This window comes from Streptomyces odontotermitis (assembly GCF_050510915.1).
GTDB lineage: Bacteria > Actinomycetota > Actinomycetes > Streptomycetales > Streptomycetaceae > Streptomyces.
Window position 1 is genome coordinate 76069 of record NZ_JBNJLS010000018.1, and the last position, 23307, is coordinate 99375.

Here is a 23307-nt window from a genome sequence, read left to right on the forward strand (position 1 = left end):
AGGTGTGCAGATGGAGATGCCCGACGTTTCGCGTGCGACGGCGGCTGCGATCTCGGTCGCCGCATCGCTCGACCTACCAGCCAACGACGCCATCGTTCTCCACAACTCGAACAGGCTGGCGCTGCGGCTGACGCCGTGCGACGTCCTTGCCCGGGTCGCCCCGATGGGGCACGAGGCAGCAAAGTTTGAGGTCGAGCTCGCTCAACAGCTCGCCCAGATCGGATGCCCGACGGGCCTCTTGGAACCTCGGGTGGACCCACGTGTGTACAGGCGCGACGGCTTCACCGTGACGCTGTGGACCCACTACCCACCCGTGACCCCTCACACCTCACCAGCCGCCTACGCCAAGGCCCTGGAGCAGCTGCACGCGGGCATGCGCAAGGTCGACGTGGCGAGCCCACGGTTCACGGAACGCATCGCGGAGGCGGAGGAAGTCGTTGCCAACCCGAATCGCTCGCCGAAGCTCGCCGACGCCGACCGCGCGCTTCTCAGCGGCAGACTGGTAAGCCTGCGACGAGCGATCGAGGCGCGCGGCACCGTCGAGCAGCTGCTCCACGGCGAGCCGCATCCAGGCAACGTGCTGAGTACGGAAAACGGTCCGTTGTTCATCGACCTCGAGACGTGCTGCCGTGGTCCCGTCGAGTTCGACCTCGCCCATGCTCCCGAGGCGGTCTGCGAGCACTACCCGAACATCGACCAACCACTGCTGGGCGAGTGCCGACACCTCATCCTCGCGATGGTCGCAGCATGGCGATGGGAGCTTGGCGACGAGTTTCCGAAGGGGACGCTATTCGGGGAAGAACTCCTGCGCGCGCTGCGCGACGGTCCGCCTTGGCCGACACTCGACACGATGAACGAACGATTGGGCGGCCTGTAGAAGTCGAGCGTGTGCGGGAAGGCGCCGTCGTCAACGCTGCTCGTCATGATGTTGGCAATGGCGATCACGATGAAGAACTTCGGGCTGCTGCGGACAGACCTTCAGAACCTGTCCGTGAGCTGATCTTTCGGGACCCTTGTGGCGGCTGGTATGCCGTCAATGCAGACTGAACTGCATGGAGTTGATCGCGCAGGGGCGAGACGCTGACGTGTATGCCCTGGACGATTCCAGGGTGCTGCGCCGATATCGGCACGGCGGACCCACGGAGCTGGAAGCACAGCTGATGGGGCATCTGGCGGCCTGCGGGTATCCCGTGCCGAAGGTGTACGAGACCACCGATACCGGCATGGTTCTGGAACGGCTGACCGGGCCGACGATTCTGGACGTGCTGGCCCGGCGCCCGTGGCGGGTCGCCTCCCTCGGCCGGACGCTGGGCCGCCTCCATGCTCGGCTGCATACGGTGATGGCGCCGAAGTGGCTGCCTCGGCGGTCCGCGACGCTGGGTGATGACCGGGTGCTGCACCTGGACCTGCATCCGGGCAACGTGGTGTTGACCCGGCAAGGCCCCGTGGTGATCGACTGGCGCAACGCGGGAGCGGGTGACCCTGCCGCGGATGTGGCGATGACCGTCGTGACGGTCGGCAGCGCACAGATACCCGGACTGGCTGCCCGCCTGGGGCGGGATCTGCTCGTACACAGCATGGTCAAGGGGAGCCGGGGCAATCCCGCAGCACGTATCCCAGAAGCAGCCGAGGCCAAGCTGGCGGATCCGAACCTGACGCCTGCGGAGGCGGCGTGGCTGCGGCGTTGTGTCATCGACCAGCCCGGCTCACCAGGCCACTGATCAACGGAGACCTCACCATCCTGACCAGGCAGTTCACGGACGGGTTCTCGGGGCCGCAGGCACACGTCGAGCGTGGCGTATGACGGGGGCTCTGCCGAAGACCGAGCTCAGTGTCTGACGGCGCAAGAGCGCGAGGACATCGCGAGGGTGGCAGAGCGGGCCAGACGCTCACGGCAGAAGGCATACGCGATTGATTCGAGCTGCTCGCGGGTCACGGACAACGCCCACCGGTCGGCCTCACGGTGGTTTGGGCCCGTCCGGAGAGGTGGGAGAGGGGTCCGGTGTGACGGGGGTGGGCGGTGTGGCGGGGTGGCGTGAGGCCCAGGCGGTGAGGCCGGTGAGCATGGTGTAGAGCTCGCGCGCCTCGTCGGTGGCGGTGTACTCGACCTTGGGCGGCACCGTGGGATACACGGTGCGGGTCAGCAAACCGTTCTCTTCCAGTTCGCGCAGCGTCAGCGTGAGGATCCGGCGGCTGATCCCCTTCAGAGCGCGCTCGAGTTCACCGAATCGGACAGGCCCGCGCATGGTTTCGCTCAGCACGCCGAGCGTCCATTTCCCGCTCACCTTGCCGAGCACGTCGAGAACGGTGCAGACCTCGCGGCCGGCGGCCTCCTCGGCCGTGCATGCGTTCCTACGTGACATAAATGTGCCTACTTCCGTTGTGCGACGTGCTCTTTGAGGATGGGGTGCGGGCACGCCAGTGCCTTCGCGTGAGGCGGCCTGGGCCGTTCACGCCGATCCACATGCTCAGTAAGAGGCGAGGTACGACTGGTGAAGAACGACCAGAGGACGGCGGAGCTTCCCGTTCCGGTAGCGCTCGATGCCACGGTGCGGGAAATGTTCGACGGGCGGAACTTCGCCGTGGTGGCGACGCTCAACCCCGATGGCGGCCCGCAGACCTCCGTCGTCTGGGTCGGGCTCCGGGGCGGCTCCGTGGTCTTCTCCACGACCGCGGGGCGGAAGAAGGCACGGAACCTCGCCCGGGACCCGCGTATCAGCCTGACGGTCTATGACCGTGCGAATCCCTACCGGTCAGTGGAAATCCGTGGAACCGCCGAGCTGTTGCCGGACCCGGACAAGGTGCTGCCGCGCGAACTGTCCCAGAGGTATCTCGGCGAGGACCCGCCGACAGAGCCGGCCGACATCAGCAGGCTGATCGTGCGGATCACCGCGCAGAAGGTCATCGCGATATCCCTCTAGGTCGCACCGCAGCGCTCTCGGCCGATGGTGCAGGAGATTGTCGTTCCGCGCGCTGACCGCGTCCGTGCGCGGGGTTTCGGGCCGATCTCGGGGCCCCGGCCCGGGACCCCGAGGGGACGGTCGGCTGCGGGGCCCGGCGGACGTCGGCGATACCCAAGGACGTTGCAGCCCGCTTCGGTCAACCGGGTCGCACATCGCACCGTCTGCCCGGCGCTCCGGACAGCTCCGCAAGAGTTTCCCGGTCGGCAACTTCTCCTTGTGGTGCAGCTGCAGTCCGGCCCAGCGCCTGCTGGACGTCGGAGGGGCGCCGCTGGCGGACGTGGTTGGGTTCGTGCGCACAGGTCGAGCAGGCGCGTGCGGTCGAAGGTCGTGTTCCGCTTCTCGGTGGGGGTTCATGACCGTCGAAGTAGGTGATCGGAGAGACCCGTTGCGTGCGCCAGGCGGCGATCGCGCCGCGATGGGCGATGACGTCGTCTGTAGTGGACAGGGCAGCGGGCACGATTTGTGCAGGCTGCGGCCTCACGCGGATGGCCTGCCCAGGCCCAGCAGCCCCAGGCGCTTCGTGAGGGTGCAAGACACCATCGGTGCGGCCGTGCCCGAGAACGGCCTCTTCACCGGATTGCACTTACCTCCCTGACCATTACGACGGGCGATCGGCACCAGGCTTCGCGGTGTGTCCGCAGGCGTTCCCGCGTGTGCGGTCGGATGTGGACCGGGTGCGGGGGTGGGTGAACTGGAGGCCCCATCACCTCACGCAGGAGCCGGATATGTCAGGGCTTTCGGTCTTCCGTCGGCGTCGTTCGTTGTATCGGGCGGCCGTGGCATGGATGGCGGCCTGTGTGCTGGCCGCCACCGTCACCGCGACCGCGGGAGCGGGTGCCGTTGACGGCGGCACGATGGCCGACCCGGTGTCCAAGGCGAAGAAGCTGGCGACTCCTTTCCTCCCGGGTGCCAATGACTGGAGCTGCAAGCCGGGCGCGAAGCATCCGCGCCCGCTGGTCCTGGTTCACGGGACTCTGTCGCTGCGGGAGGAGTTCTTGCTGACCGCGCCCTTGTACAAGAAGGCGGGCTACTGCCTGTTCGCCCTGGACTACGGCAGGGAGCCGCTGACGGGACTCTTCATCGGGGGCACTGGCCCGATGGTCAAGTCCGCCAAGGAACTCGCCGTCTTCATCGACGGTGTCCTGGCCGCGACCGGCACCCGTCAGGTGGACATCGTCGGCTACTCACAAGGCGGTGTACTGCCGCGCCAGTACATGAAGCCGGATCCGGGTTCATACACAAGCTCAACCAAGGCGGCGACACCGTACCCGGGGTCTCGTACACGGTCATCGTGTCCAAGAGGGACGCCTTCCTCGGCCGCTGTCAGGACCACGCTCTGGACCCCGCCCACGCCGTGAAGCCCTCCTGCTGAACGCCCCGGCCAGCACCTGAGCGCGCTCGCCGGCACGGTCAGCAAGGAAGTGGCGAACCCAAGCCGGCACGCGCCTGTTGGAAGCCGGGCGAAACGTCATGGTCGCCTGTCTGCCTTGACGGCGAAGGTTCCAGGATTCTGACCAGCAGCTCAGCCAGCGACAACCCCGAACACCCCACCGCTCTGGGCGACTTGCTGGGACTGGCGGCGGGAGACCTGCAGCGCATCGAGGATCCGGCTCCGGACGACGACGTGCCAGGTCACCCGTCCACCACAGGAGCCTGAATCTGTGTTCGTAGCGGCCCTCGCAGACATCGTCACCACGCTGTGACGGGTGCCCCTGCGTGCTCAACCGGACTTTGCGACGGCCCTGGGCAAGGGGCCAGGCACCTACCTGAGCCGGGCTGTTTTCCCGGGTATCACCCTGGATGCCCCGATCAGGAATCAGCAATGCTGATCCAGCAAGCGCACCACGGCTCCACAGTGGTCTGCGGTCCGTGAAATCACTGCCTTCCGGAGGGCTGACCGATGGCTGCGGATATGGAGGGTCTGGCCCCCGCTGAGCGGTCGGGTCAGGTGTGGTGGCACCCACGAATCCATGCCCACGTGGTCGTCGGGCTGATTGTTCGGCGCAGCATCGCGACCATCGGCAGTTTCGGACAGCGCCGGTCGGGGAGTCGATCGCGCAGGCAAATGGGCTGTCTGGAATGCCTCTTTGCCTTCGTAGTTCCTACCGCCGCGCTGGTGGTGTGGCGAACCCCCGCCAGAGCAGCAGCACGTGGCACCTGAACGTTCCACAGCTTCCCCGACTCCATCCTTATGTCTCGGGGTTGCTGAGTCTCGTCCGTCGGCCTTCAGCCAGAACAGGAGATTGATATGCAGAGATGGTTTCAGCGGACGCTCGTCGCCGGGATTGTCGCGCTATCCGCGTTCGGCACCATCGGCACCGCCTCCGCATCGGCCGCGCCGCCCTCCCACGGGCACACGACGTCCGTCCCTGCCGCGGACCCCTACATCTACGGCTACTACCAGCTGTACGGCGACTGCGATGTGGTCGGCTTCGCCGGGGTGATGAACGGGGCCTGGCGCGGCTATGTGTGCGACAGCCGATACGTTCCGGGGTATTACGCGCTCGTCGTGGTCCCGTGACCGTACTTGCCCGTCTTCCCGCCGCATCCAGCCTCTTCCCGTGCGACCCGGCCGGGAAGAGGCCCAGGGGCAGCCATCAGTAGTTCGCTCCCCACGTCCGCGACTCCTGGTCAATGACACGCCCCCCCGCATCTGGACGTGCAACTGCGGCTCCCATGCGCTGCAGTGACTTGCTCTTGTGCCGTCACTTTCCTCCCGGACACCGCGACCGGCATCGGCCGCCTACGGGCAAAGACAGCAGAAACGCCGCAGCTGTATCAGCCGCATAGGCGGACGCGATCGTGCGGCGCGTACTGCAGAACCAGATGACCTGATCGCCTCAGAACGCGGCCGTGGTTCCCGGGCAGAGGCTGGTCGACGATGACGACCAGGCGTGCTTCAGCATCGATGACCACCTGATGAGCCGTGGAACAACGGTAGTTCTCCGCCTGTTCGGCGATCGATCGGTGCATGGGGCAGGGGCAGCCGTCGGCGCCCAAAGCGCGGTCCCGGGGCCGCACCGCGTGCGAGCATGACCGCGTCGGCCCGCTGACTCCCCCCGTGGTCAGCGGGCCGACCCACGACGAGGCGCAGGCGCAGGCGCGCAGCGCGGGGCGTGCCGTATCAGCCTGGCCGCGTGAGCCGACCGGATCACTTCGTTGTGGGCAGGCATTCGGCGAGCAGGTCGACGACGTCTCGCCAGGCTCGCTGCGCGTGCTGCGGGTGGTAGCCGACGCCGGGGCGCACGGTGTGGTCGACCGATGGGTGATGGAAGGCGTGCAGGGCACCGCCGTAGACCACGAGGCGCCAGTCGACACCCGCGGCCTCCATCTCGGCGGTGAATGCGTCCCGTTGCGCGGGCGGCATGATCGGGTCTTGTGACCCGACTCCGGCCCACACCGGGCAGCGGATGCGCGCCGCCTCGCCCGGTCGGCCCGTGGTCAGTGCGTTGACTGTCGCGATCGCGCGCAGGTCGACGCCGTCGCGCCCGAGTTCCAGCGCGATGGCGCCCCCGGTGCCGTAGCCGACGGCGGCGATGTGGTCCGGGTCGGTCCGTGGCTCGGCGCGGAGCACGTCGAGCGCCGCGTGGCCGATGCCGCGCATCCGGTCGGGGGCGGCGAGCAGCGGCATGCAGCGGGCCAGCATCTGCTCAGGGTCGCCCAGATAGCGCCCGCCGTGGAGGTCGAAGGCCAGCGCCACGTATCCCAGCTCGGCGAGCGCATCGGCCCGGCGGCGCTCGACGTCGCTGAGCCCCACCCCCTCGGGCCCGACCAGGACCGCGGGCCGGCGGTCGGCACCGGCCGGGAGCGCGAGATGCCCGTACATCGTCAGGCCGTCGGCCGGGTACTCGACCGTACGCGTCGTGATCGTCGTCATGAACCTGGACTGTAGAGATCGTGGGGCACAGTCGGGCCGGTGTTCTGCCGCTGGCAGAAGGCAGGCTCGTGAGTAGCAGAAAGCTCCGAGTCGCTGAATGTGAGGGCCTATCAGGGGTGATGGTGGATCTGGCCCGGCGTAGGGCCGCCTGTCTGCGGCCTGCTCCAGGAACACGCGGAGCGGACCGAGAGTGTTCCGGCGGGCACCTTGGCCAGGCGGTGGCTGTCGCGCTGGGAAGCAGTGACACACCACGATTGCCCAGTACGTCGACGTCGTGGTCGGAGAGTCTGCGTCTCAGCCCTGCCTGATGACGAGGTGTCCGGGCGTGGACCGCCGGGGAGGCCGGTCCCGTGCGCAGGCAGCCCGGGGCAGACCACCCGGTGTCGCGTCAGCCCGTGACCCCGGGCACGACCAGGCCGGTCTCGTACGCGATCACCACCGCGTGGGTCCGGTTCTGCGCACCGAGCTTGGTCAGCACGTTCCCGACGTGTGTCTTCACCGTCTCCAGGCTCACCCCGCACGACTCCGCGATGTCCGGATTGGACCGGCCGGTGGCCATCAGGCGCAGCACCTCCTCCTCACGGCTCGTCAGCGCCGCCTGCGGCAGGGCCTCGGCGGACTCCCGCGGGCGGGAGGTGACCATCTGGCGCAGGGCCGCCGGGAAGAGGATCGCCTCGCCCGCCGCGACCACCCGTACCGCCTCGGCGATCTTGGGGACGGGCAGCCGCTTGAGTACGAAGCCGCTGGCCCCGGCGCTGAGTGCGGCGGTGACGTAGTCGTCGTTCTCGAATGTCGTGATCACCACGACTTTCGGCGGATCGGCCGGCCCGGCGAGGAGCTGCCGGGTGGCTTCGATGCCGTTGCGGCGCGGCATCCGTACATCCATCAGGACAACGTCCGGACGCAACTGCCGCGCCCGCTCGACTGCTTCGACGCCGTCGGCGGCTTCCCCGACGACGGCGATCCCGGGCTGCAGGGCGAGCAGCGTGCGCAGACCGCTGCGGGTCACCGCGTCGTCGTCCGCGATCAGGAGGGTGATGCAGCTGGACGCGTCGGCGGCGCCAGTGGTGACGGCTGCGCTCGCGTCGGGGCCGGTCGTGACCGCTGCGCTCGCTTGTGAGCCGATCATGCGGGCAATCGTACCGGCAGCCGGACTGCGAGCCGCCAGTGCTCCGGTCCGTCCGGACCGGCCTCGATGTCGCCGTGCAGGAGCCGTACGCGCTCCATGAGGCCGGGCAGGCCGTGCCCGGACGTCGGGAAGGCAGCCGGGCTCGTGCCGCTTCCGGCTCCGGTCCGGTTGACCACCTCGAGCTCCAGCGAGTCCGGCGCGGCCGCCACCGTGATCCGGATCGGACCGCCCGCTCCGTGCCGCAGCGCGTTCGTCAGCCCTTCCTGCAGGATCCGGTACGCCGCTCGGGAGAGCGTCCCCTGCACCTGCGCGCAGTCGCCCGACTGCTCCGCCTGCACCACCGCGCCCGCGTGCCGCAGCCGGTCGAGCAGTTCGGGCAGGTCGGCCAGGGTCCGGGCGGGCGCCGTGCCAGCCTGCTCCTCGCGCAGCATGCCCAGCACGTAGTCCAGGTCCTCGAGGGCGGCCCGGGTCGACTCCTCGATGCTGCGCAGGGCGGCCCGTGCCGCCACCGGGTCGGCACAGAGCACCTCGCCGGCCACCGCTGCCTGGATCGTGGCGGCTGTGAGGGTGTGGCCGATCGAGTCGTGCAATTCGTGGGCCAGCCGGTTGCGTTCGGCAAGGGCCCGTTCCCGCTCGCCCGCCAGCGCGAGCCGCTCGGCCGACGACGGGCCGAGGAGCCTGGGCGCCAGCCACCGCAGGGCGTGCGTCACCGCCAGGCACAGAGCCCCTGCCAGCAGCAGGCAGCAGAGTGCCGCTGCCCAGCTCTGCCACCCGGTGTCCGCCCGCAGCGTCCAGCCGTTCACGCTCACGCCGGCCTCGGCGCCGGCCCAGCCGCCGGGAAGGAGCAGCGCCGCGACGAAGAGCAGCACGCTCAGCTGTGCTCCCGCCCACCCCAGCATCACGTGCGCGAGCAGCCAGAGCGGGGTGCGCAGGCGGTCGGCGCCCGCTGCCGGGGCAGAAGCCGTCGAGTCACGGGCCGAGCTCGCACGCCCACGTCCGCCCACCGGGTCAGGCAACGCCACTCCCAGCATTCGCCGGGCGCAGGCGATCAGCACGCGCCGTGTGGTGCGAGCCAGCCCGACCACAGCGATCAGTACGGACCAGACCAGCACGGTCAGCGTGAACTGCACCCCCATGGATGCGGATGGCCACGCCATCGCCGGTAGTGCCGCGAAAGGCAGCAAGGGAAGGCTCGCCAGCGCGCCGCAATAGGCGAAGAGCGCACCTGAATACGTGGAGCCGCGAAACAGCGGCCGGATTCCTCTGAACATGGCCAGGCAAGTATGACCGGACGGTCCACCGGCGGCCTCCCTCGATCGGGGGAGCGAATTCTCCCGCCTTCCCGCGATGTGTCCGTGGGCCCCGAAAACCAGAATCGGGACCTCACCAGTTGACGTGACGGAAGGACGGGCTGATGAACGCCCAGGGAATCGAAACACCGCTGAACCACACGGTGTCCGCTCAGGAGCAGGCCGTACGGGCTCGGACGGCACCGACCGCGATGGCGCCGGTCCCGACAGCGCCGAAGAACGGCCTGGCCACCGCGGCCATGACACTGGGCATCGTCGGCCTGTGCACCTCGGTCGTCTTCATCGGCGGCCCGCTCGCCGTGCTCGGCCTGATCCTGGGCATCGCCGCGCTGATGACGGCCAAGCGGACCGGCGTCGGCCGGGGCAAGGCCGTCACCGCCCTGGTGACGTCGTCCCTCGCGATCGTGGTGTCAGGGCTGGTCGCCGTCTTCATGGTCTGGTACGCGAACCAGACGCAGGAGTGCTACCAGCCCGACAGCTTCCACCAGTACACGCAGTGCGTCCGCGAGCACTTGAACGGCACCTGACCGCCCTTCCCTCACCGGTGAACCGGTTGCCCACTCTCTGCGAACTCCTCCTTCTTCTCGACCTCCTCGACCTCCTCGACAAGGACGAGCACCACCGTGCGAAACAGAAACACCCGCCTCACCACCCTGCTGACCGCCGGCCTCGCGGCGGCCTCCCTTGCGGCACTGACACCCGAAACACTCCTCACCCCGTCCAAGGCGTCGCATGCCTCCACCGCCACGAAGTCCTTGCGGCAGTACACGCAGCAGGAGTTGCGGTGGACACCCTGCGACGCGCAAGGCAGCGACACCCTTCAGTGCGCGAGCCTCAAGGTGCCGCTGGACTACAGAAACCCCGGCGGCAAGACGATCAGCCTCGCGATATCCCGGCTGAGGGCGGGCAGTGAGCAGGATCGCCGCGGCGTGCTGCTGCTCAACCCGGGCGGCCCCGGCGCACCGGGACTGCATCTGCCCACCGACCCGGTCATGAAGTTCCCCGCGGAAGTGAAGCGGCGCTACGACCTCGTGGGCTTCGACCCGCGGGGCGTCGGACGGAGCACACCCGTCAGCTGCGGGCTGACCGCCGAGGAACAGGCCGACCATCCGTACAAGGCGCAGACCTTCGCGAAGGACAGGGACCGGGTCCGTTCCTTCGCCGGAAAGTGCCGGGCCAGGGCGGGGGACAAGCTGCCGCATCTCACCACCCGCAACTCCGCTCGCGACATGGACGTCATCCGCGCCGTGCTGGGCGAGAAGAGGATTTCCTATCTGGGGGCCTCCTACGGCACCTACCTGGGCGCTGTCTACATGCAGCTGTTCCCCCAGCGAGCCGACCGGATCGTGCTGGACAGCGCCACCGCCCCCGCGCGGATCTACCGGGGCATGTTCCAGGACATGGCGAAGGCCGCCGAACAGGCATTCACGCGCTGGACGGTGTGGACCGCCCGTCGGCACACGGCCTATGGACTGGGCGACACTCCGGCCAAGGTCCGCAAGACCTACTGGAATCTGATCGCGCAAGCGAACCGCAAGCCCATCCCTTTCCAGGGGCAGGCCCTCACCGGCGACGACATCCGTGCCGACAACAGCACGTTCTTCCACCTACGGAAAGCCGCCGAACGGATCACCCGGCTGAAGGACGTGGCCAAGGGCGGGAACCCAGCTCCGTCCGGCACGCCGGGTCAGGCCCGGCAGCCCGATGACAACTTCGCCTCCATCGCCTGGTCCTTCATGTGCGCCGACACTCGCACCTGGTCGCACGACCCCGAGCGGTACCGCCGTGAGGCGATCCGCGACAAGGCCCGATATCCGCTCTACGGCGACTTCGCGGCCGCCATCACCCCCTGCGCCTTCTGGGAGCAGGGCAGCGAGCCGCAGACCACGATCGACAACAAGGTCGGGGCGCTGATCACGCAGAACGAGTGGGACTCCCAGACCCCCCTCTTCTCCGGCCGTGCCATGCACCGGGCCCTGCGCGGCTCCCGGATGCTCACCGTCGCCGGTGGCGAGGGTCACGGCGTCCTCTATGCGCCCGACGGCAATCCCTGTGCGGACAAGGCCGCAACGGCCTACCTGACCACGGGCCGCCTCCCCGCCCAGGACCTGACCTGCCAGGCAACGTCCGGGCACAAGTAGCAACGCCACACGTCGTTCGTCCCCACACCTCCGAGCCTCGCGCGGGCGGCCCCGGCCGCGCGGCCTTCGGGCCCCGACCGCCTGAACGCGGTGACCGTCCTGGCGGGCAGGCTCGGAGTCCGGGCCGGCCTGGGGAGCGTGTGGGCGGCTGATTCGCTGGGGCGGCGCAAGACGACCGCACCATGATTCCCCTGCGAGCGGCGTCATCGCCCACCAGTGAGGGGAGTTCAGCCCTGTGGTCACATACCCGCGTCGTCGCCGCGCGCCAGACGGGGCGTACTCCCATGGCGCGTCCGGTTCGCTCTGCTGCAGGACGAGTCCGGCAGCCACACTGCAGCCGTGGCCGCTGTCGGGCGCGGGTAGGCGGCCGGGTCCGCTGGTACCGAACGCCGAGCACTGGCTTGGCCTGCGCCGGTGGGGCGCCTGCCGGACTGCACGGGGCGAAACTCCTCGGCAGGAGGCGTTAGCTGTCGGTGGGGAGAGGGCTGGGGAAGGCGTCGGGGAGGGGCTGGCGGAGCAGGTGCTTGTGAAGATCGCTGTGGGTGTCACTGGTGTCGATCCGCAGCCACGAGCCGTCGCGGAAACGCAGGAGCAGCATCCGCGTCGCGTACTCCCAGTTGAACGGGTCGACGAGGCTCGCCTCGTCGACGCCGAGCCGGGCGACGATTTCCGTGTGCTGCTCCCGGGACAGGACGGCACGCACAGGTGGGGCGGCGAGGACGATGCCGTCCTGGGTGACGAGCACAAGACGCTGGTCGTGGGTGGAGTGCGTGTACCAGCGCAGCAGGAACTGCCCCGCTGCACCGTGCCAGTTCCCGTCGAAGACGCGGTCGAGCCCTTGCTCGACGATGAATGCCTCGTGCCGCCGGGCTTCCCCCTTCTTCCCCCGCAACCGCTCCTTCTCGCTCTTGGAGTCGAGAGTGCGATGGACAGCTTCCCTCGCTTCCGCCACCAGGACCGCCAACCATCCGATCAACTTGAACGGTGCGGCGAGCACCTCGACAACCATCTCCAAGGGGTGCATCCGCCCTGGGCGGAGCCGCGGAGAGCCGGCCGACTCGAGCACGTCGGCGGGCGGCGTGGGAATCTTGCCGATCGTGCACCATTCCGACGCCTCGGCCTGTATGCCCAAACGGTCGGCGATTGCGCGTCGTTCGTCCTTGTATGTCACGTCAGGCGCTCCTCGTCGGCGTCGCAGAATGGCTGGGCAATGATCGACGAGCAGCTGTGCGTCGATCAAGGCCCAGGGTTCCGCGGAGGATTGGGACAATGACGCAGGCCGGGCATTCCACCGGCGCCGAGGATGTGCGGACGCCGCGCGGGGCACCGGAGCCGTACGCCTGGGCCCGCGCTGGTGGCACCGCATGCTGTCGATCGGGCTGTGGCCCAGGGCAGTCCCCTCACAGTGAGGGTGAAATCATTCGGGCATGAGTGCAGTGGAGCGGATGACGGAGTGGGAGCTGTAGATCATCAAGGAGTGTCTGGACGCGGCCCGGTGAACGGTCCGTTCTTCCCTGACTGGGAGTTCCACACTCTGATGGGCTTCACCCGGGACGAGATCGCCGTGATCGCCGTGTCCTGGCCGGCGTCTTCCGACTCTGGTGAGCGGGACGACGCGGTGAACAACGTGCTCAACATGCTGCTCGGCTATCCGCACGGCTACGATTCCCGATGGCATGAGTATTCAGCGGCGACACTGGCGCAGATCGCCCGGACATTCGCGAGCTGGCGCGGTGACGACGGTTTCGACGGGACTGCCAGGGGGACCTTCGACCGCCTCCGCTGAACGTCACGGCATCGCGGATACAAGGTCAGCAACGTCCGCGCGTGCGGCGGCTGTCCGGCGATCGTCGAGGTCATCGGCCGGTGCGGGGCTCAGTTGTGACTTCAGACAAGCTCAACGGGCGGGCTTCTTCTGTAGGGCCCCTGTGTCATGCCACTTGCCGTGCGTGCGTTGGGGTTTGGTGTCGGCGAAGGCATGGATGGTGCTCACTCGCTGGACGGATCTGATCGAGGCCATGGTCGATGTGGTCGACGGTGCGCGCAATCAACTTGTGTGGGGTGCGGTTCCCTCTGCCGGGAGAAGGCGTATCTGGCGGCGATCGAGACGGCTGTGGCTCAGCATGCGGACCGGTGCACTACCGGGTGTTGTACGGGCCGCCGCGGCATGCGGCGCTCGCCGAGCACCTGGCGCGACTGTCGTGAGCTGCCTCGCAGCCCGGGCTCGCAGAGTGGTGTCAGCGTCTGGCGGGCCTGCCAACTGTCGCCGCAGACTGGATTTATGAGTTCGCTGTTGAGCCTCCTGGCGGCGACCACTGCGGCTGCTTTGAGCACGCTCGTCGGCGTCTTCGCCGGCAGCGCCGTCAGCAGAAGATCCCAAGACCGCCACTGGGCCCGAGAACAGCAGGCAGCGGCATGCGCCGGTGTGCTTCGTGAATCGACCATAGTGCTCATGGAACTCGGCAGTTCGAATGCGAGTCGTTCCGTTGACTGGCGGCCGTGGAACGAGGCTCTGAGCATGGTGAACCTTGTTGCAGACAGGGATGTCGTGGAAGCAGTTCATGCTCTCGATGAGCAGTTCTGGCGTGCCTTCATCGCAGTAAACCGTGGTCCGAATCCCAGTGAGAGCTGGTTGACCTTGCGTTCTCGGGTCGAAGCGGCGCAACGCGATTTCGTCGCCGTCGCCCGCCAACGGCTTTCGTCTGCCGGGGAGCAGTTACAGCGCCTCTCTGGCCGCCCGGCTCCAGATGACCCGATCTGGGACGTGCAACGGGACTGAGGTGCTGGAGTCTGGATCTATAGCAGTGAAGGGCTCCTGCAGGGCATCCCTCGATGGTCCGTGTACCGGATCAACTTGCGTTGGGATACCGCACCATAGGCGGCGGAGGCTGGCCATCGGCTGGAGAGGTCAGACGTTCCTGGGTCAGAGGAGCAGCCGTGATGTGCGCAAGGCTATCCGCAGCCTTGGCGGGCAAGGGATGTCCGTTGTGCAGTCGCGTTTCGATCAAAAGGTCTTCAAGGCTGTCGCCGCAGTGTTCGCCAGCGCGGGGCCTCGTCGTCGGGGACGTCCGGGGAGGCGAAGTGGAACGGCACCCCGAGGGAGTCGGCCAGGGCCTGGCCGGCCGCTGCGGCGACAGTGCCCGGGAGCACGCCAGGGCGGTGGTAGACAGTCGCCAAGTGACCTTCCCCGGCGGGGTCGTCCAGGACGGCGACCAGCACCACGAACCAGTCGTGGACGGTGTCGCCGTCCCAGAGAGCCTCGACCGCCGCCACCCGGCCTGGCAGTGCCGCGGCGCGAGAGGCGAGTGCGGGGAGGTCGAGCAGGTCGGGCAGCCTGCGCTGCACGCGGTCGCCGAGTGCCTCGTAACGTGCGCAGACCACCTGTTCGGCCTCACGCAGGCCCAATCCCAGTGGTCGCAGGGCCTCCCACACGGTCTTCACTGCCGACATCCGGCGATCACGCAGCACGTTCGCATCGGCCTCCCGGCGGGTCTGTTCCTCCAGATAGGTCCACCACCCGCTCATCGGGCCTCCAAGCGGGATTCCGTCATGAGCCGAACCTACGGCAGCACACTCCGTCCTCCTCGACCGCGTCGACCTGACCCGCGGCCTGGGAGCGACCGCGGAACAACTGGCCGGCCCTGGCAGGGAAATCGAGAGTGAACCTGAATCCGAGAACGCGGCCCCCGCCCCGCCGGAGGCAGGGGCCATCGCTGCTCTTCGGGAAAGCAGGGGCGTTGTCAGTGGGCGCTGGGAGGGTGCAGGCATGACAGATGGCGAGAGAGCCCGCATGACGCGGCGCCTGAACGAGTTGCCGACCGCGGCCCGGGAACTGCTGTTGGTGACGGACTGGGATTCCCTCCAATACGCCTACGGCGCCGCAGGGGACATACCTGCTTCCCTGTGTTCCCTCGTGGACGAGGATCCCGAGGTGCGGTCCGCAGCGGTGGCGGCGTTGGACATGGGCGTTCTGCACCAGGGCTCGCTGTACACCGCCACCGCGCCCGCGGCGCTGTTCGTCGCCGCTGTTCTCGACCACCCCATGGCCTCTACCGAGCACGACGGGCACTTCCCATGGGACGGGGAGGGGCGCCGCAGCCTGCGGGCCGCTCTGCTCGGCTGGTTGACGCAGCTGGCCGAGTCAGCCGCCTACGGGGAGGATCCGATGCGGGACCGAACCAACTGGGATTGGGAGCCCTGGCACGACGAATCACGCGGCGAGCACGATCCGGACGAGCTCGCCGCACTGAGGGCTTGCCGGGGAATACGCCCCGCCCTGTACGACGCCATCGAGCCGTTCCTCTCCTCTGCCGATCCCCACGTCCGCGAGGCCGCGCTCGGCGCCGCGACGCCGCTGCTCTGTGCCCCGGAGCTCGCCGACCGGGTGCCGAGCGCCGCCGCGCTGCTGCGGGCTCGGCTGGGCACCGTGACGGATCGACGCGAACGAGCCGCCGTGGCGCGGGCACTCGGCGTGTGGGGGATGGACACCACCGACCTGCTCTCCGACCCTGACCCGGCTGTACGGGTCTGCGCCGCTCTCGGTCCCGCCCCTGTCGATCGGCCACGCGCGCTCGCGATCCTCCTCGACGCACTGCGGGCTCCGCGAACGACGGACGGCTGGTTCCCTGAGCCGCTGCCCGGGCTCGACGGGTGGTTCCGGTTCACTGTGCTGCGAGCTGCGCTCGCCCTGGCCGGATCGTTTGAGGAGGTGGCACCCGTGGCCGTCGCCCTCGTGGCCGCCCGCGGTACGTCAGTCGTTGATTATGAAAGCGGGCCGATCCTGTTCAGAGCGTTCCCTGACGGCTACGACCCGGCCCGCCCGTTCACCTCCGCCCAATGCGACTTGCTCCGGGCCTTCGTGGCCACAGACGAGGCGACGGGCAGCATCGGCGGGAACTGGTTGTGGTTCCGCGCGGCCGGACTGCCCGAGAACCGGGAGGGCATCGAGGCGTTGCTGTGACCTTGCCGCCACCGCATCATGCTCCACTTGGTATTGAGCATCGGATCTGTCCACCCAGGCCATCTGCGAAGGACGGTCACACCCGATGCGACGTAGCTCTTGGACTGGCGGCGCAGTCGAGCCCGGGCACGTCCGGTCGATTGCTGGTCGGTGCTGGGTGGCCCAGCGCACCTCTCCATGGCCCGGCCCATTCGGGTCTGCCTCGGGGCGTGTGAGGTCGCCTGTGCTGACTGCGGTGACCGGAGTCCGGCCGGTCCGGCGAAGCGTGATCGTTCCTGGAAACTGCCTTGCCGAAGGCGTGACTGTGATGATGTGGCCTTCTGCGTCTGAGTCCAGGGAGGCCGCCGTGTCCCGAACGCCGCAGGAGATCTTCGAGAGTTACGTCTACGCCGGTGCCATGACCCGGAACGCTGATGCCCTGGCCGAGAACTTCGCCGACGACGGTGTCTTCGAGGCGCCGCTCATGCCTGACGATGCTGCCTTCCCCAGAAGGCTGGTGGGTCGTGAGGAGATCCGGAGCGCGATGGCGGCGTACTACGAGCAACAGGCGAAGGGCGACCACTCACCGAACCTGGAGAAGTCCGGGTACGCGCTGCACACCACCTCCGATCCCGACGTATTCATCGCCGAGATCGACACGGTCTTCGACGGTGACGGCGACGGCGACGATGTGACTGTCTCGTTGGTACAGATCTTCCGCATCCGCGACGGGAAGATCGCCCGGCTGCGGGACTACTTCGCACCCGAGCTGATGACGTGAAGACGTCCGATCCGCTCCCACTGCAGGCACACGCTGCCCCGGCACCGCTCTCCTGTCCGTCACTGAGGTGTCGCCACCAAACTCCGCTGGAACCTGAGCGCGAACGCGAAGGAGGCGGCGACGCTCACTCAGTACACCCCGCCAGTGCCCCAACGCCCCGCTGAAGGTCCACACCCGCTGACCCGCCCCCCCTGAACCGGACTGTGGTCGGAAGCGTTAGCGGCCCGGGGGAGGGCACCGTGCGCTATAGCTGATCTTGAAGTCGTCGCCGGAACTCCCGGTGTGCGACGGTGCGTTGGCCGTCCAGGCCGCGACTCCCTGATCGTTGATGCGTTGTTCCGGACATGCTCAGCAGAGGGGAATTGTCGGACGCGGAGTGGGCGGTGCTTGACCCGCTGCCGCCGAGGAGCAACTGCCGATGCGGTCGGTGGAGGGATCACCGGCAAGTGATCGACGGGATTCTGTATCGGCTCAGGACGGGGTGCCAGTGGCGGCGCCTGCCGGATCGGTTCGGCACGTGGCAGACGGTGCATATGCGTCATCTGAGGTGGTCGGCCGCGTCAAAGGGGGCTACGCGAAGACCGGTTCACGTGCGCGCGCTGCGGCGCTACCAGGTGGCGGCGGTGCGGGTGGGGAGGCGTTGGGTCACTCGCGCGGCGGGCTGACGACGAAGGCGCATCTGGTGGCGGACGGCAGCACTGGCAGGCATCCGCCGCCTCGGGGGAGTCGGCGCGGCTGGACGAAGAAGTTGCTGGTGAGGAGTTCCGGGTGATTCAGGATGGGATCGCCCCGACTCAGGACGGGATCTCCGACAGCGGACGTCGGTCGGGGTGGGGTGGTGTCGGGGGGGGGGATTCTCGACCGCTGTGCCGCGAGGCGGACCAGGTAGTGGGGGGTGAGCAGCACATAGCGGCGCCAGAGGCGGCGCGGCTCGAGCGCGAGGCGCCAGGCCCATTCCAGGCCGTGGCGCTGGAGCACGCCCTTGTTGCCCGGCACGCGCTCGGGTGTTGTGCACGGGCGATCCGTTGTGGCACGCGGGACGCGGGTCCCGTCGAGGAACTCGGCCGAACGCGGCGGCGTTCATTGATGTTGCCGGGCGACAGCACGATCAAGAGCGGCAGGCCACGGGCGACCACGGGCGTCTGCCTCCGGCGACAGCGGTTCTGTCCGCTCTCACGCCGCGTCCTTCGCCTCGCCTCGACTTGCCACAAGATCAAGGGCCAGTGTGCTCATGGCCGGACTCGCACGCGGGGTTCGTCACGAACGAACCGGCTCAGCCGATAGGCGGTCGGCTGAGCCAGGCGGCCGCACAGCGTGTCGATCCGGATCGTCGACGCATCGATTCGTGCCTCGCGAAGGTGGCGCAGCTGGGCGCGCAACTCCGCCTCGTCCCGTGTTTCGAAGATCACTTCCCACCTCCCCGCGTCCGGCGCAATGAGAGCAGCAAGCCGCTCTCTCCCGGCCTCTCGCCGCCGCTTCCTCTTCCCCTGTCCTGGCACCGGCCCAGAATCGCCGCCCGGTGCCGGAACGGCAAGGCAAATCGAACCAAGCCACGTCCCCGCTCGATCACTGTTCGTCCGACAGGCTCTAGCGGGAAGGCCCGGTCGGAGACCTGCGGCGCTGCCGGCACCCCCGACGCACTCAGCGACTCGAGAGTGGCCAGGCTGATGGACGGGAACACGGTCACGGGCGAGGCGGGGCTTCATCGGCTCGCGCTTCTTCAGGAGTCTCCCGGCGGCCGACGGCGCCCCCGAGGTGACGGCCGCGCGTGACGATTTCTTGCCATCTTCATTTGGTGCGCGAGGGCGGTCATTTCGACCTGGGAAGTTTCACGTCCGGACTTACGTGAACGCCGATTATGTCGGGAGAGGGAAGCGAGAAACGGAGCAAAGGATGCCGCTTTTCGGATCCTTGCCGTCTCCGGTTCGCCCCGGCGTCCGAGGGTGACACGTCACCGGCGGCAGGCATCCTGGAATGGAACGGGTGGCGCAAATTTCGGAACGTCATCACCGATGAATCATGAAAAGCGGAGTCTGTTCTTCTGTATCTAATAGTGATGCGTCAGTTCTGACTGGCTTGAACCATTCCTCGCCCGATCTTTGTCGCTTGGTCGCGGCGTTGGAGCCTTGTAGGGTTCCAACTTCGAAAGTGATCAGAGTCCACCATTACCCCTGCGCGGCATGTTGGGAGTCAGTCATGCGACCGGACGGGCGGATCGCTGACCTCGTTCAGTCCCTGTCGAAACATCTGATCCACGGTATCGAAAAGGAGCAGTGGGAGTCGGCGCACAGGGATTTCCTCGATCTTGGCTTCGCCAAGTTGTCTTTCCTTGCTCCTGAGGGCACCAAGTCCGCGATGGCGGAGGAAATCGAGACGCTCGTCACCGAGTACGGTGTTCGTCGCGAGATGAGCTTCAGGGAGACGGGGCACACGCCACGGCTCATGCGTAATGTCCGCCGTAAAGAAATCCACCAACACGGCTCCGTGATCCCGGAGGTGTACGCATCCGACGCCTTCCGGGAGGCACTGGGGAAAGTCGCGGGTGAATCAGTGCTCGTGTGCCCTTACGAACCGGAGCAATATGTCATCACCGAACTGACCCAGTCCGGTGACACCCATGGATGGCACTGGGACGACTACAGTTTCGCCGTCGTCTGGGTCGTCGCCTGCCCTCCGGTCGAGCACGGCGGCTTCCTCCAGTGCGTGCCCCACACACAGTGGAACAAGCAAGACCCGCAGCTCCACCGGCAGTTCATAGCCCAGCCCATCCACTCCTTCGAGCTGCGGCCGGGTGACCTGTATTTCCTGCGCACCGACACCACCCTGCATCGCGTCTATCCCGTGAGTCAGGGCCGACGGCTGATCATCAACATGGGGTACGCGTCGCGAGCCGATCTGCACAAGAGGATCAGCCACGAAACCATGGACAACCTCTGGAGCGGGACGCGTGAAGGACAGAGCGCGTGACAGCGGTCGAGGGGACGTCACCACCGCCCTCGTACCAACCCCGTCATCCTCGACTGAAGCGGCAGCTGGGGACCTCAGAGCTCGTCATCCACTACGTCACGTCCGTGATGGGCGCCGGTGTCCTGCTCATTCCCGCCCTCGCCTGGCGGGTCGCGGGGCCGTTGTCCCTCCTCGCCTGGGGAGTGCTGATCCTCTACAGCTTCCCCTTCGCGCTGATCTTCGCGAAACTGTCCATGCTCCACCCCACGAGCAAGGGTGTCTCCCGCTTCGTGGAGGCGGCATTCGGCCCGCGCGCGGGAAGGACCGCCGCTGTCTTCCTGCTCATCACGCTGCTCGCCGGGAACCCGGTCCTCGGACTGGCGGCCGGGCGCTACCTGCTGGCGGCGGTCGACCCCGCGGCGTCGAACAGGACGGCACTGCTCACGGGCGCCGCGGTCATCGTGTGCTGCGTCATGCTCAACCTCCTCGGCATCAAGGTCAGTACGCGCGTCCAGATGACGGTCCTCGCCATTGTGGTGGTGCTGCTGGCCGTGGTGATCTGCCTGGCGCTGCCGAAAGGCGACTACACGCGTCTCGCGCCCTTCGCGCCGCATGGCTGGGGGTCTCTCGGCAGCGCCCTCCTCATCTGCTTCTTCGGATTCATCGGCTGGGAGAACGCCGCCCCGGTGGCCGAGGAGGTCCGGGACCCCGAACGTACCTTTCCCCGAGGGATTCTCTGCGCCGTCAGCTGCGTCGGTCTCCTCTACTTCGCCATGGCGTTCGCCGTCGCCGTGGCACTCCCCGACACCGGCGCCGGCCCGTCGGATCTCACCGCGTTCGTGCGTCTGCTCCATGTGGCCACCGGAGCCGGACTGGAGAGCGGGGGATATCTGCTGGCCGGGATGCTGCTGCTCCTCACGACGAATGCCTGGTGCCTCGGAACGTCGCGCGTCGTCTTCGCCCTTGCCCGTGACGGCATTCTGCCGACCGGGCTGTGCCGGCTCTCGTCGCGTCGGCCCGTACCCGTGCGCGCCGTTCTCGCACTGCTGCCGGGCTATGCCGTACCGGTCGTCGTCCTGCTCGTCGCCGACGCCGGCGAAGCCACCCTGATCAAGGCGTCGTCCGCGACCTATGTCCTCATCTTCCTGATGGCGTTCGTCTCCGCCGCCCGACTGCTGCCCCGGGGACCGATCGCCTACCTGAACCTGACCGTCGTCGCGGCCACCCTCGCCATGCTGCCGTTCTTCGGGTTCAGCGTCGTCATCGCCTTCGCGATGCTGCTTGTCTCCGTCATCGCCGAACGGTGGCTGCGTCATCGCGTCACCGCACCGGACCAGAGAGGGGAATCAGCGTGACCGTGCGCCACATCCTCCGGATGCAGGACCTCTCCGCCAAGGAAATATCCTCACTGCTCGACCTCGCCGAGGCGATGAAGCGGGGCGAGGACACCCGCGCACCTCTCGCGGGACGCTGCCTCGGGCTGCTCTTCAACGTTCCCTCGACACGGACCAGGGTCTCCTTCCAGGTCGCCGCCGCCCAGCTCGGCGCCGACAGCTTTGCCTACGGAGTCGAGGAACTCCGGCTCGCCAACCGGGAGTCGATCGAGGACACCGTCGGAGTGCTCAACCGCTACCTCGACGCGCTCGTGGTCCGCTGGTATGACATGCAGGATCCCGGCGCGGGCCACCGGCGTCTGCGCACGATGGCCGAACTCGCGGCCATCCCCGTCATCAACGCCCTGGACGACGAAGAACACCCGTGCCAGGTACTCGCCGACCTCCTGACTCTCCGCGAGCTGTACGGAGGCGACCTGCCTGGCCAACGGATCGTGTATGCCTGGTCGTACTCACCGCGGCAGAAGACCCCCGGTGTACTGCACTCCTCCATGATGGCCGCGGCCCTGCTCGGGCACCGCGTCACCGTCGCCCACCCACCCGGCTTCGCCCCCCAGGAGCGGGTGACCCGGGCGGCCCGCGACATCGCGGACCGCACCGGAGCGCACGTCGAACTCACCGAGGACCTGGAGCAGGCCGTCCGTGACTGCGCCGCCGTCTACACCCTGAGCTGGAAGTCCCCGACACTCACCGGGCAGGACGAGATCCAGGCCAGGACCCGCTGCGCGGACCGGTGGCGCGTCACCGCTCCACTGATGGAACTCGCCGACGACGAGGCGGTGTTCCTCGACTGCATGCCCACCAACCGGGGCGAAGAGGTCGACGCCGAGGTCAAGGACGGCCCGCGGTCGAGGATTTTCCAGCAGGCGGAGAACCGCCTGCACACCCAGAAGGCCCTGCTCGCCCAGCTGTTCGACGGAACGCTCGCGGGAGGACGCCGGTGACCGGGACAGGAGAGCGGACAGCCCGACGGGTCGCCCTGGTCACGGGAGGAGGCGGTGGCATCGGGTCCGCCGTGTCGCGCCGGCTGGCGCACGAGGGCACAGCGGTGGCCGTCGTCGACAGGGACCGCGCCGCGCAGGAAGTGGCGGCGGACATCCGTGGGTCCGGCGGGCACGCCGAGGCATTCCTGTGCGACGTCTCCGACGAGAACGACGTACAGGCGACGGTGAAGGCGGTCGTCAGCAGACTGGGGGACATCACGGACGTGTGCTGTGTCGCGGGCAGCATCCAGCGTGGCACCGTCAAGGACCTGTCCCTGGAGTCCTGGCACCGGACGCTGGCGGACAACGTGGATTCGGTCTTCCTCGTCTGCCGGGCGGTCATCCCTCTCATGGAGCAGGTCGGAGGCGGCCGTATCGTCACCGTCGCCTCCGGCTGGGGTCTGCGCGCGGGCAAGGCGGCCGCCGCGTACTGCACGGCCAAGGCCGGAGTCGTCATGCTGACGCACGCGATGGCCCTGGACCACAGTCCCGCGGGCATCAGGGTCAACTGCGTCGCCCCCGGCGACACCCGCACACCGATGCTGGCCCGCGAGGCGCGCCAACTCGGCCAGTCCGACGAGGAGTTCCTCGCCGAGGCCGCGGACCGCCCCGCGCGCAGGATCGGGATGCCCGAGGACATCGCCGCCGCCGTGGCGTTCCTGGCGGGCCCCGACGCCGACTACGTCACCGGTGCGGTACTCACCGTGGACGGCGGAGGCAGCATTTGAGGCGGGACGCCACAGAATTCGCGATCAGAACGCGCTGCACACATCAAGATACGTGAGTTGCGCAGGCCGCTCACGTCAAGGGCAGGAACTCAACGGCCCTGCCGCGTAACGCTCAT

22 protein-coding genes and 2 pseudogenes are annotated in these 23307 nt (G+C 68.1%); 16 read left to right on the plus strand and 8 right to left on the minus strand.

The window, feature by feature from the left end; translation table 11 throughout:
* The first annotated feature begins 10 nt into the window (after positions 1-10).
* A complete protein-coding gene (locus tag ACQB60_RS34745; protein WP_496930103.1) occupies positions 11-877 on the plus strand; it encodes a phosphotransferase family protein in 867 nt (288 codons plus the stop codon).
* 175 nt (positions 878-1052) lie between these two features.
* Positions 1053-1721, plus strand: coding sequence for an aminoglycoside phosphotransferase family protein (locus ACQB60_RS34750; RefSeq protein WP_496930104.1), 669 nt, complete (start codon positions 1053-1055; stop codon positions 1719-1721).
* Positions 1722-1958: 237 nt separating this feature from the next.
* Here ACQB60_RS34750 and ACQB60_RS34755 read toward each other — a convergent pair whose 3' ends face one another.
* Positions 1959-2363: a winged helix-turn-helix transcriptional regulator gene (locus ACQB60_RS34755; protein WP_496930105.1), complete on the minus strand. Its 405-nt coding sequence runs from the start codon at positions 2361-2363 to the stop codon at positions 1959-1961.
* A gap of 129 nt (positions 2364-2492) precedes the next feature.
* On the opposite strand from ACQB60_RS34755, the gene ACQB60_RS34760 reads away from it, so the two are divergent.
* The 3 genes from ACQB60_RS34760 to ACQB60_RS34770 all read left to right on the plus strand — a co-directional run bounded on the left by ACQB60_RS34760 (position 2493) and on the right by ACQB60_RS34770 (position 5484).
* A complete protein-coding gene (locus tag ACQB60_RS34760; protein WP_496930106.1) occupies positions 2493-2921 on the plus strand; it encodes a PPOX class F420-dependent oxidoreductase in 429 nt (142 codons plus the stop codon).
* 827 nt (positions 2922-3748) lie between these two features.
* Positions 3749-4321 (plus strand): esterase/lipase family protein, encoded by a 573-nt coding sequence (locus tag ACQB60_RS34765; protein WP_496930199.1) that lies wholly within the window; start codon positions 3749-3751, stop codon positions 4319-4321.
* A gap of 890 nt (positions 4322-5211) precedes the next feature.
* Entirely contained in the window at positions 5212-5484 is a 273-nt protein-coding gene (locus ACQB60_RS34770) for a hypothetical protein (RefSeq protein WP_496930107.1), read from the plus strand.
* Between the two features lie 630 nt (positions 5485-6114).
* Here the strand turns inward: ACQB60_RS34770 and ACQB60_RS34775 are convergent.
* The 3 genes from ACQB60_RS34775 to ACQB60_RS34785 all read right to left on the minus strand — a co-directional run bounded on the left by ACQB60_RS34775 (position 6115) and on the right by ACQB60_RS34785 (position 9126).
* Positions 6115-6840 carry a dienelactone hydrolase family protein gene (locus ACQB60_RS34775; RefSeq protein ID WP_496930108.1) on the minus strand — a complete coding sequence of 242 codons (726 nt, stop codon included), beginning with the start codon at positions 6838-6840 and terminating at the stop codon, positions 6115-6117.
* 388 nt (positions 6841-7228) lie between these two features.
* Positions 7229-7969, minus strand: a complete 741-nt coding sequence (locus tag ACQB60_RS34780) for a response regulator transcription factor (protein WP_496930109.1) — start codon at positions 7967-7969, stop codon at positions 7229-7231.
* On the minus strand, positions 7966-9126 hold the full coding sequence (locus ACQB60_RS34785) for a sensor histidine kinase (protein WP_496930110.1): 1161 nt from the start codon (positions 9124-9126) through the stop codon (positions 7966-7968). Before ACQB60_RS34785 ends, ACQB60_RS34780 begins: the two co-directional genes overlap by 4 nt.
* A gap of 257 nt (positions 9127-9383) precedes the next feature.
* Between ACQB60_RS34785 and ACQB60_RS34790 the strand changes: the two genes are divergently transcribed.
* Positions 9384-9806, plus strand: a complete 423-nt coding sequence (locus ACQB60_RS34790; RefSeq protein ID WP_496930111.1) for a DUF4190 domain-containing protein — start codon at positions 9384-9386, stop codon at positions 9804-9806.
* Between the two features lie 96 nt (positions 9807-9902).
* Positions 9903-11420, plus strand: coding sequence for an alpha/beta hydrolase (locus ACQB60_RS34795; protein WP_496930112.1), 1518 nt, complete (start codon positions 9903-9905; stop codon positions 11418-11420).
* Positions 11421-11883: 463 nt separating this feature from the next.
* Here ACQB60_RS34795 and ACQB60_RS34800 read toward each other — a convergent pair whose 3' ends face one another.
* Entirely contained in the window at positions 11884-12660 is a 777-nt protein-coding gene (locus ACQB60_RS34800) for a hypothetical protein (protein ID WP_496930113.1), read from the minus strand.
* A 237-nt stretch (positions 12661-12897) separates the two neighbouring features.
* On the opposite strand from ACQB60_RS34800, the gene ACQB60_RS34805 reads away from it, so the two are divergent.
* Together ACQB60_RS34805 and ACQB60_RS34810 are read left to right on the plus strand one after the other, a co-directional pair.
* Entirely contained in the window at positions 12898-13206 is a 309-nt protein-coding gene (locus ACQB60_RS34805) for a hypothetical protein (protein WP_496930114.1), read from the plus strand.
* A gap of 495 nt (positions 13207-13701) precedes the next feature.
* Positions 13702-14199 (plus strand): hypothetical protein, encoded by a 498-nt coding sequence (locus tag ACQB60_RS34810; protein ID WP_496930115.1) that lies wholly within the window; start codon positions 13702-13704, stop codon positions 14197-14199.
* 236 nt (positions 14200-14435) lie between these two features.
* Here ACQB60_RS34810 and ACQB60_RS34815 read toward each other — a convergent pair whose 3' ends face one another.
* Positions 14436-14945 carry a hypothetical protein gene (locus tag ACQB60_RS34815; RefSeq protein ID WP_496930116.1) on the minus strand — a complete coding sequence of 170 codons (510 nt, stop codon included), beginning with the start codon at positions 14943-14945 and terminating at the stop codon, positions 14436-14438.
* 241 nt (positions 14946-15186) lie between these two features.
* Here ACQB60_RS34815 and ACQB60_RS34820 point away from each other — a divergent pair, with 241 nt between their 5' ends.
* The 3 genes and pseudogenes from ACQB60_RS34820 to ACQB60_RS34830 all read left to right on the plus strand — a co-directional run.
* The gene (locus ACQB60_RS34820) at positions 15187-16380 is read left to right on the plus strand and encodes a hypothetical protein (protein WP_496930117.1); all 1194 of its coding nucleotides are present in this window, start codon (positions 15187-15189) and stop codon (positions 16378-16380) included.
* A gap of 346 nt (positions 16381-16726) precedes the next feature.
* On the plus strand, positions 16727-17140 hold the full coding sequence (locus tag ACQB60_RS34825) for a nuclear transport factor 2 family protein (RefSeq protein WP_496930118.1): 414 nt from the start codon (positions 16727-16729) through the stop codon (positions 17138-17140).
* Positions 17141-17484: 344 nt separating this feature from the next.
* Positions 17485-17694 (plus strand): annotated as a pseudogene (locus tag ACQB60_RS34830) (transposase); the annotation flags it as partial.
* A gap of 265 nt (positions 17695-17959) precedes the next feature.
* On the opposite strand, the pseudogene ACQB60_RS34835 reads toward ACQB60_RS34830, so the two are convergent.
* Positions 17960-18115: pseudogene (locus ACQB60_RS34835) on the minus strand (WecB/TagA/CpsF family glycosyltransferase); the annotation flags it as partial.
* 254 nt (positions 18116-18369) lie between these two features.
* On the minus strand, positions 18370-18549 hold the full coding sequence (locus ACQB60_RS34840; protein WP_496930119.1) for a hypothetical protein: 180 nt from the start codon (positions 18547-18549) through the stop codon (positions 18370-18372).
* A 787-nt stretch (positions 18550-19336) separates the two neighbouring features.
* Between ACQB60_RS34840 and ACQB60_RS34845 the strand changes: the two genes are divergently transcribed.
* The 4 genes from ACQB60_RS34845 to ACQB60_RS34860 are packed head-to-tail and all read left to right on the plus strand — an operon-like array spanning position 19337 to position 23191.
* Positions 19337-20107: a HalD/BesD family halogenase gene (locus ACQB60_RS34845; RefSeq protein ID WP_496930120.1), complete on the plus strand. Its 771-nt coding sequence runs from the start codon at positions 19337-19339 to the stop codon at positions 20105-20107.
* The gene (locus ACQB60_RS34850) at positions 20104-21441 is read left to right on the plus strand and encodes an APC family permease (protein WP_496930121.1); all 1338 of its coding nucleotides are present in this window, start codon (positions 20104-20106) and stop codon (positions 21439-21441) included. The genes ACQB60_RS34845 and ACQB60_RS34850 overlap by 4 nt, the downstream gene beginning before the upstream one ends.
* Positions 21438-22424, plus strand: coding sequence for an ornithine carbamoyltransferase (locus tag ACQB60_RS34855; RefSeq protein ID WP_496930122.1), 987 nt, complete (start codon positions 21438-21440; stop codon positions 22422-22424). Before ACQB60_RS34850 ends, ACQB60_RS34855 begins: the two co-directional genes overlap by 4 nt.
* Positions 22421-23191: an SDR family NAD(P)-dependent oxidoreductase gene (locus ACQB60_RS34860; protein WP_496930123.1), complete on the plus strand. Its 771-nt coding sequence runs from the start codon at positions 22421-22423 to the stop codon at positions 23189-23191. The genes ACQB60_RS34855 and ACQB60_RS34860 overlap by 4 nt, the downstream gene beginning before the upstream one ends.
* The last annotated feature ends 116 nt before the right edge of the window (positions 23192-23307 follow it).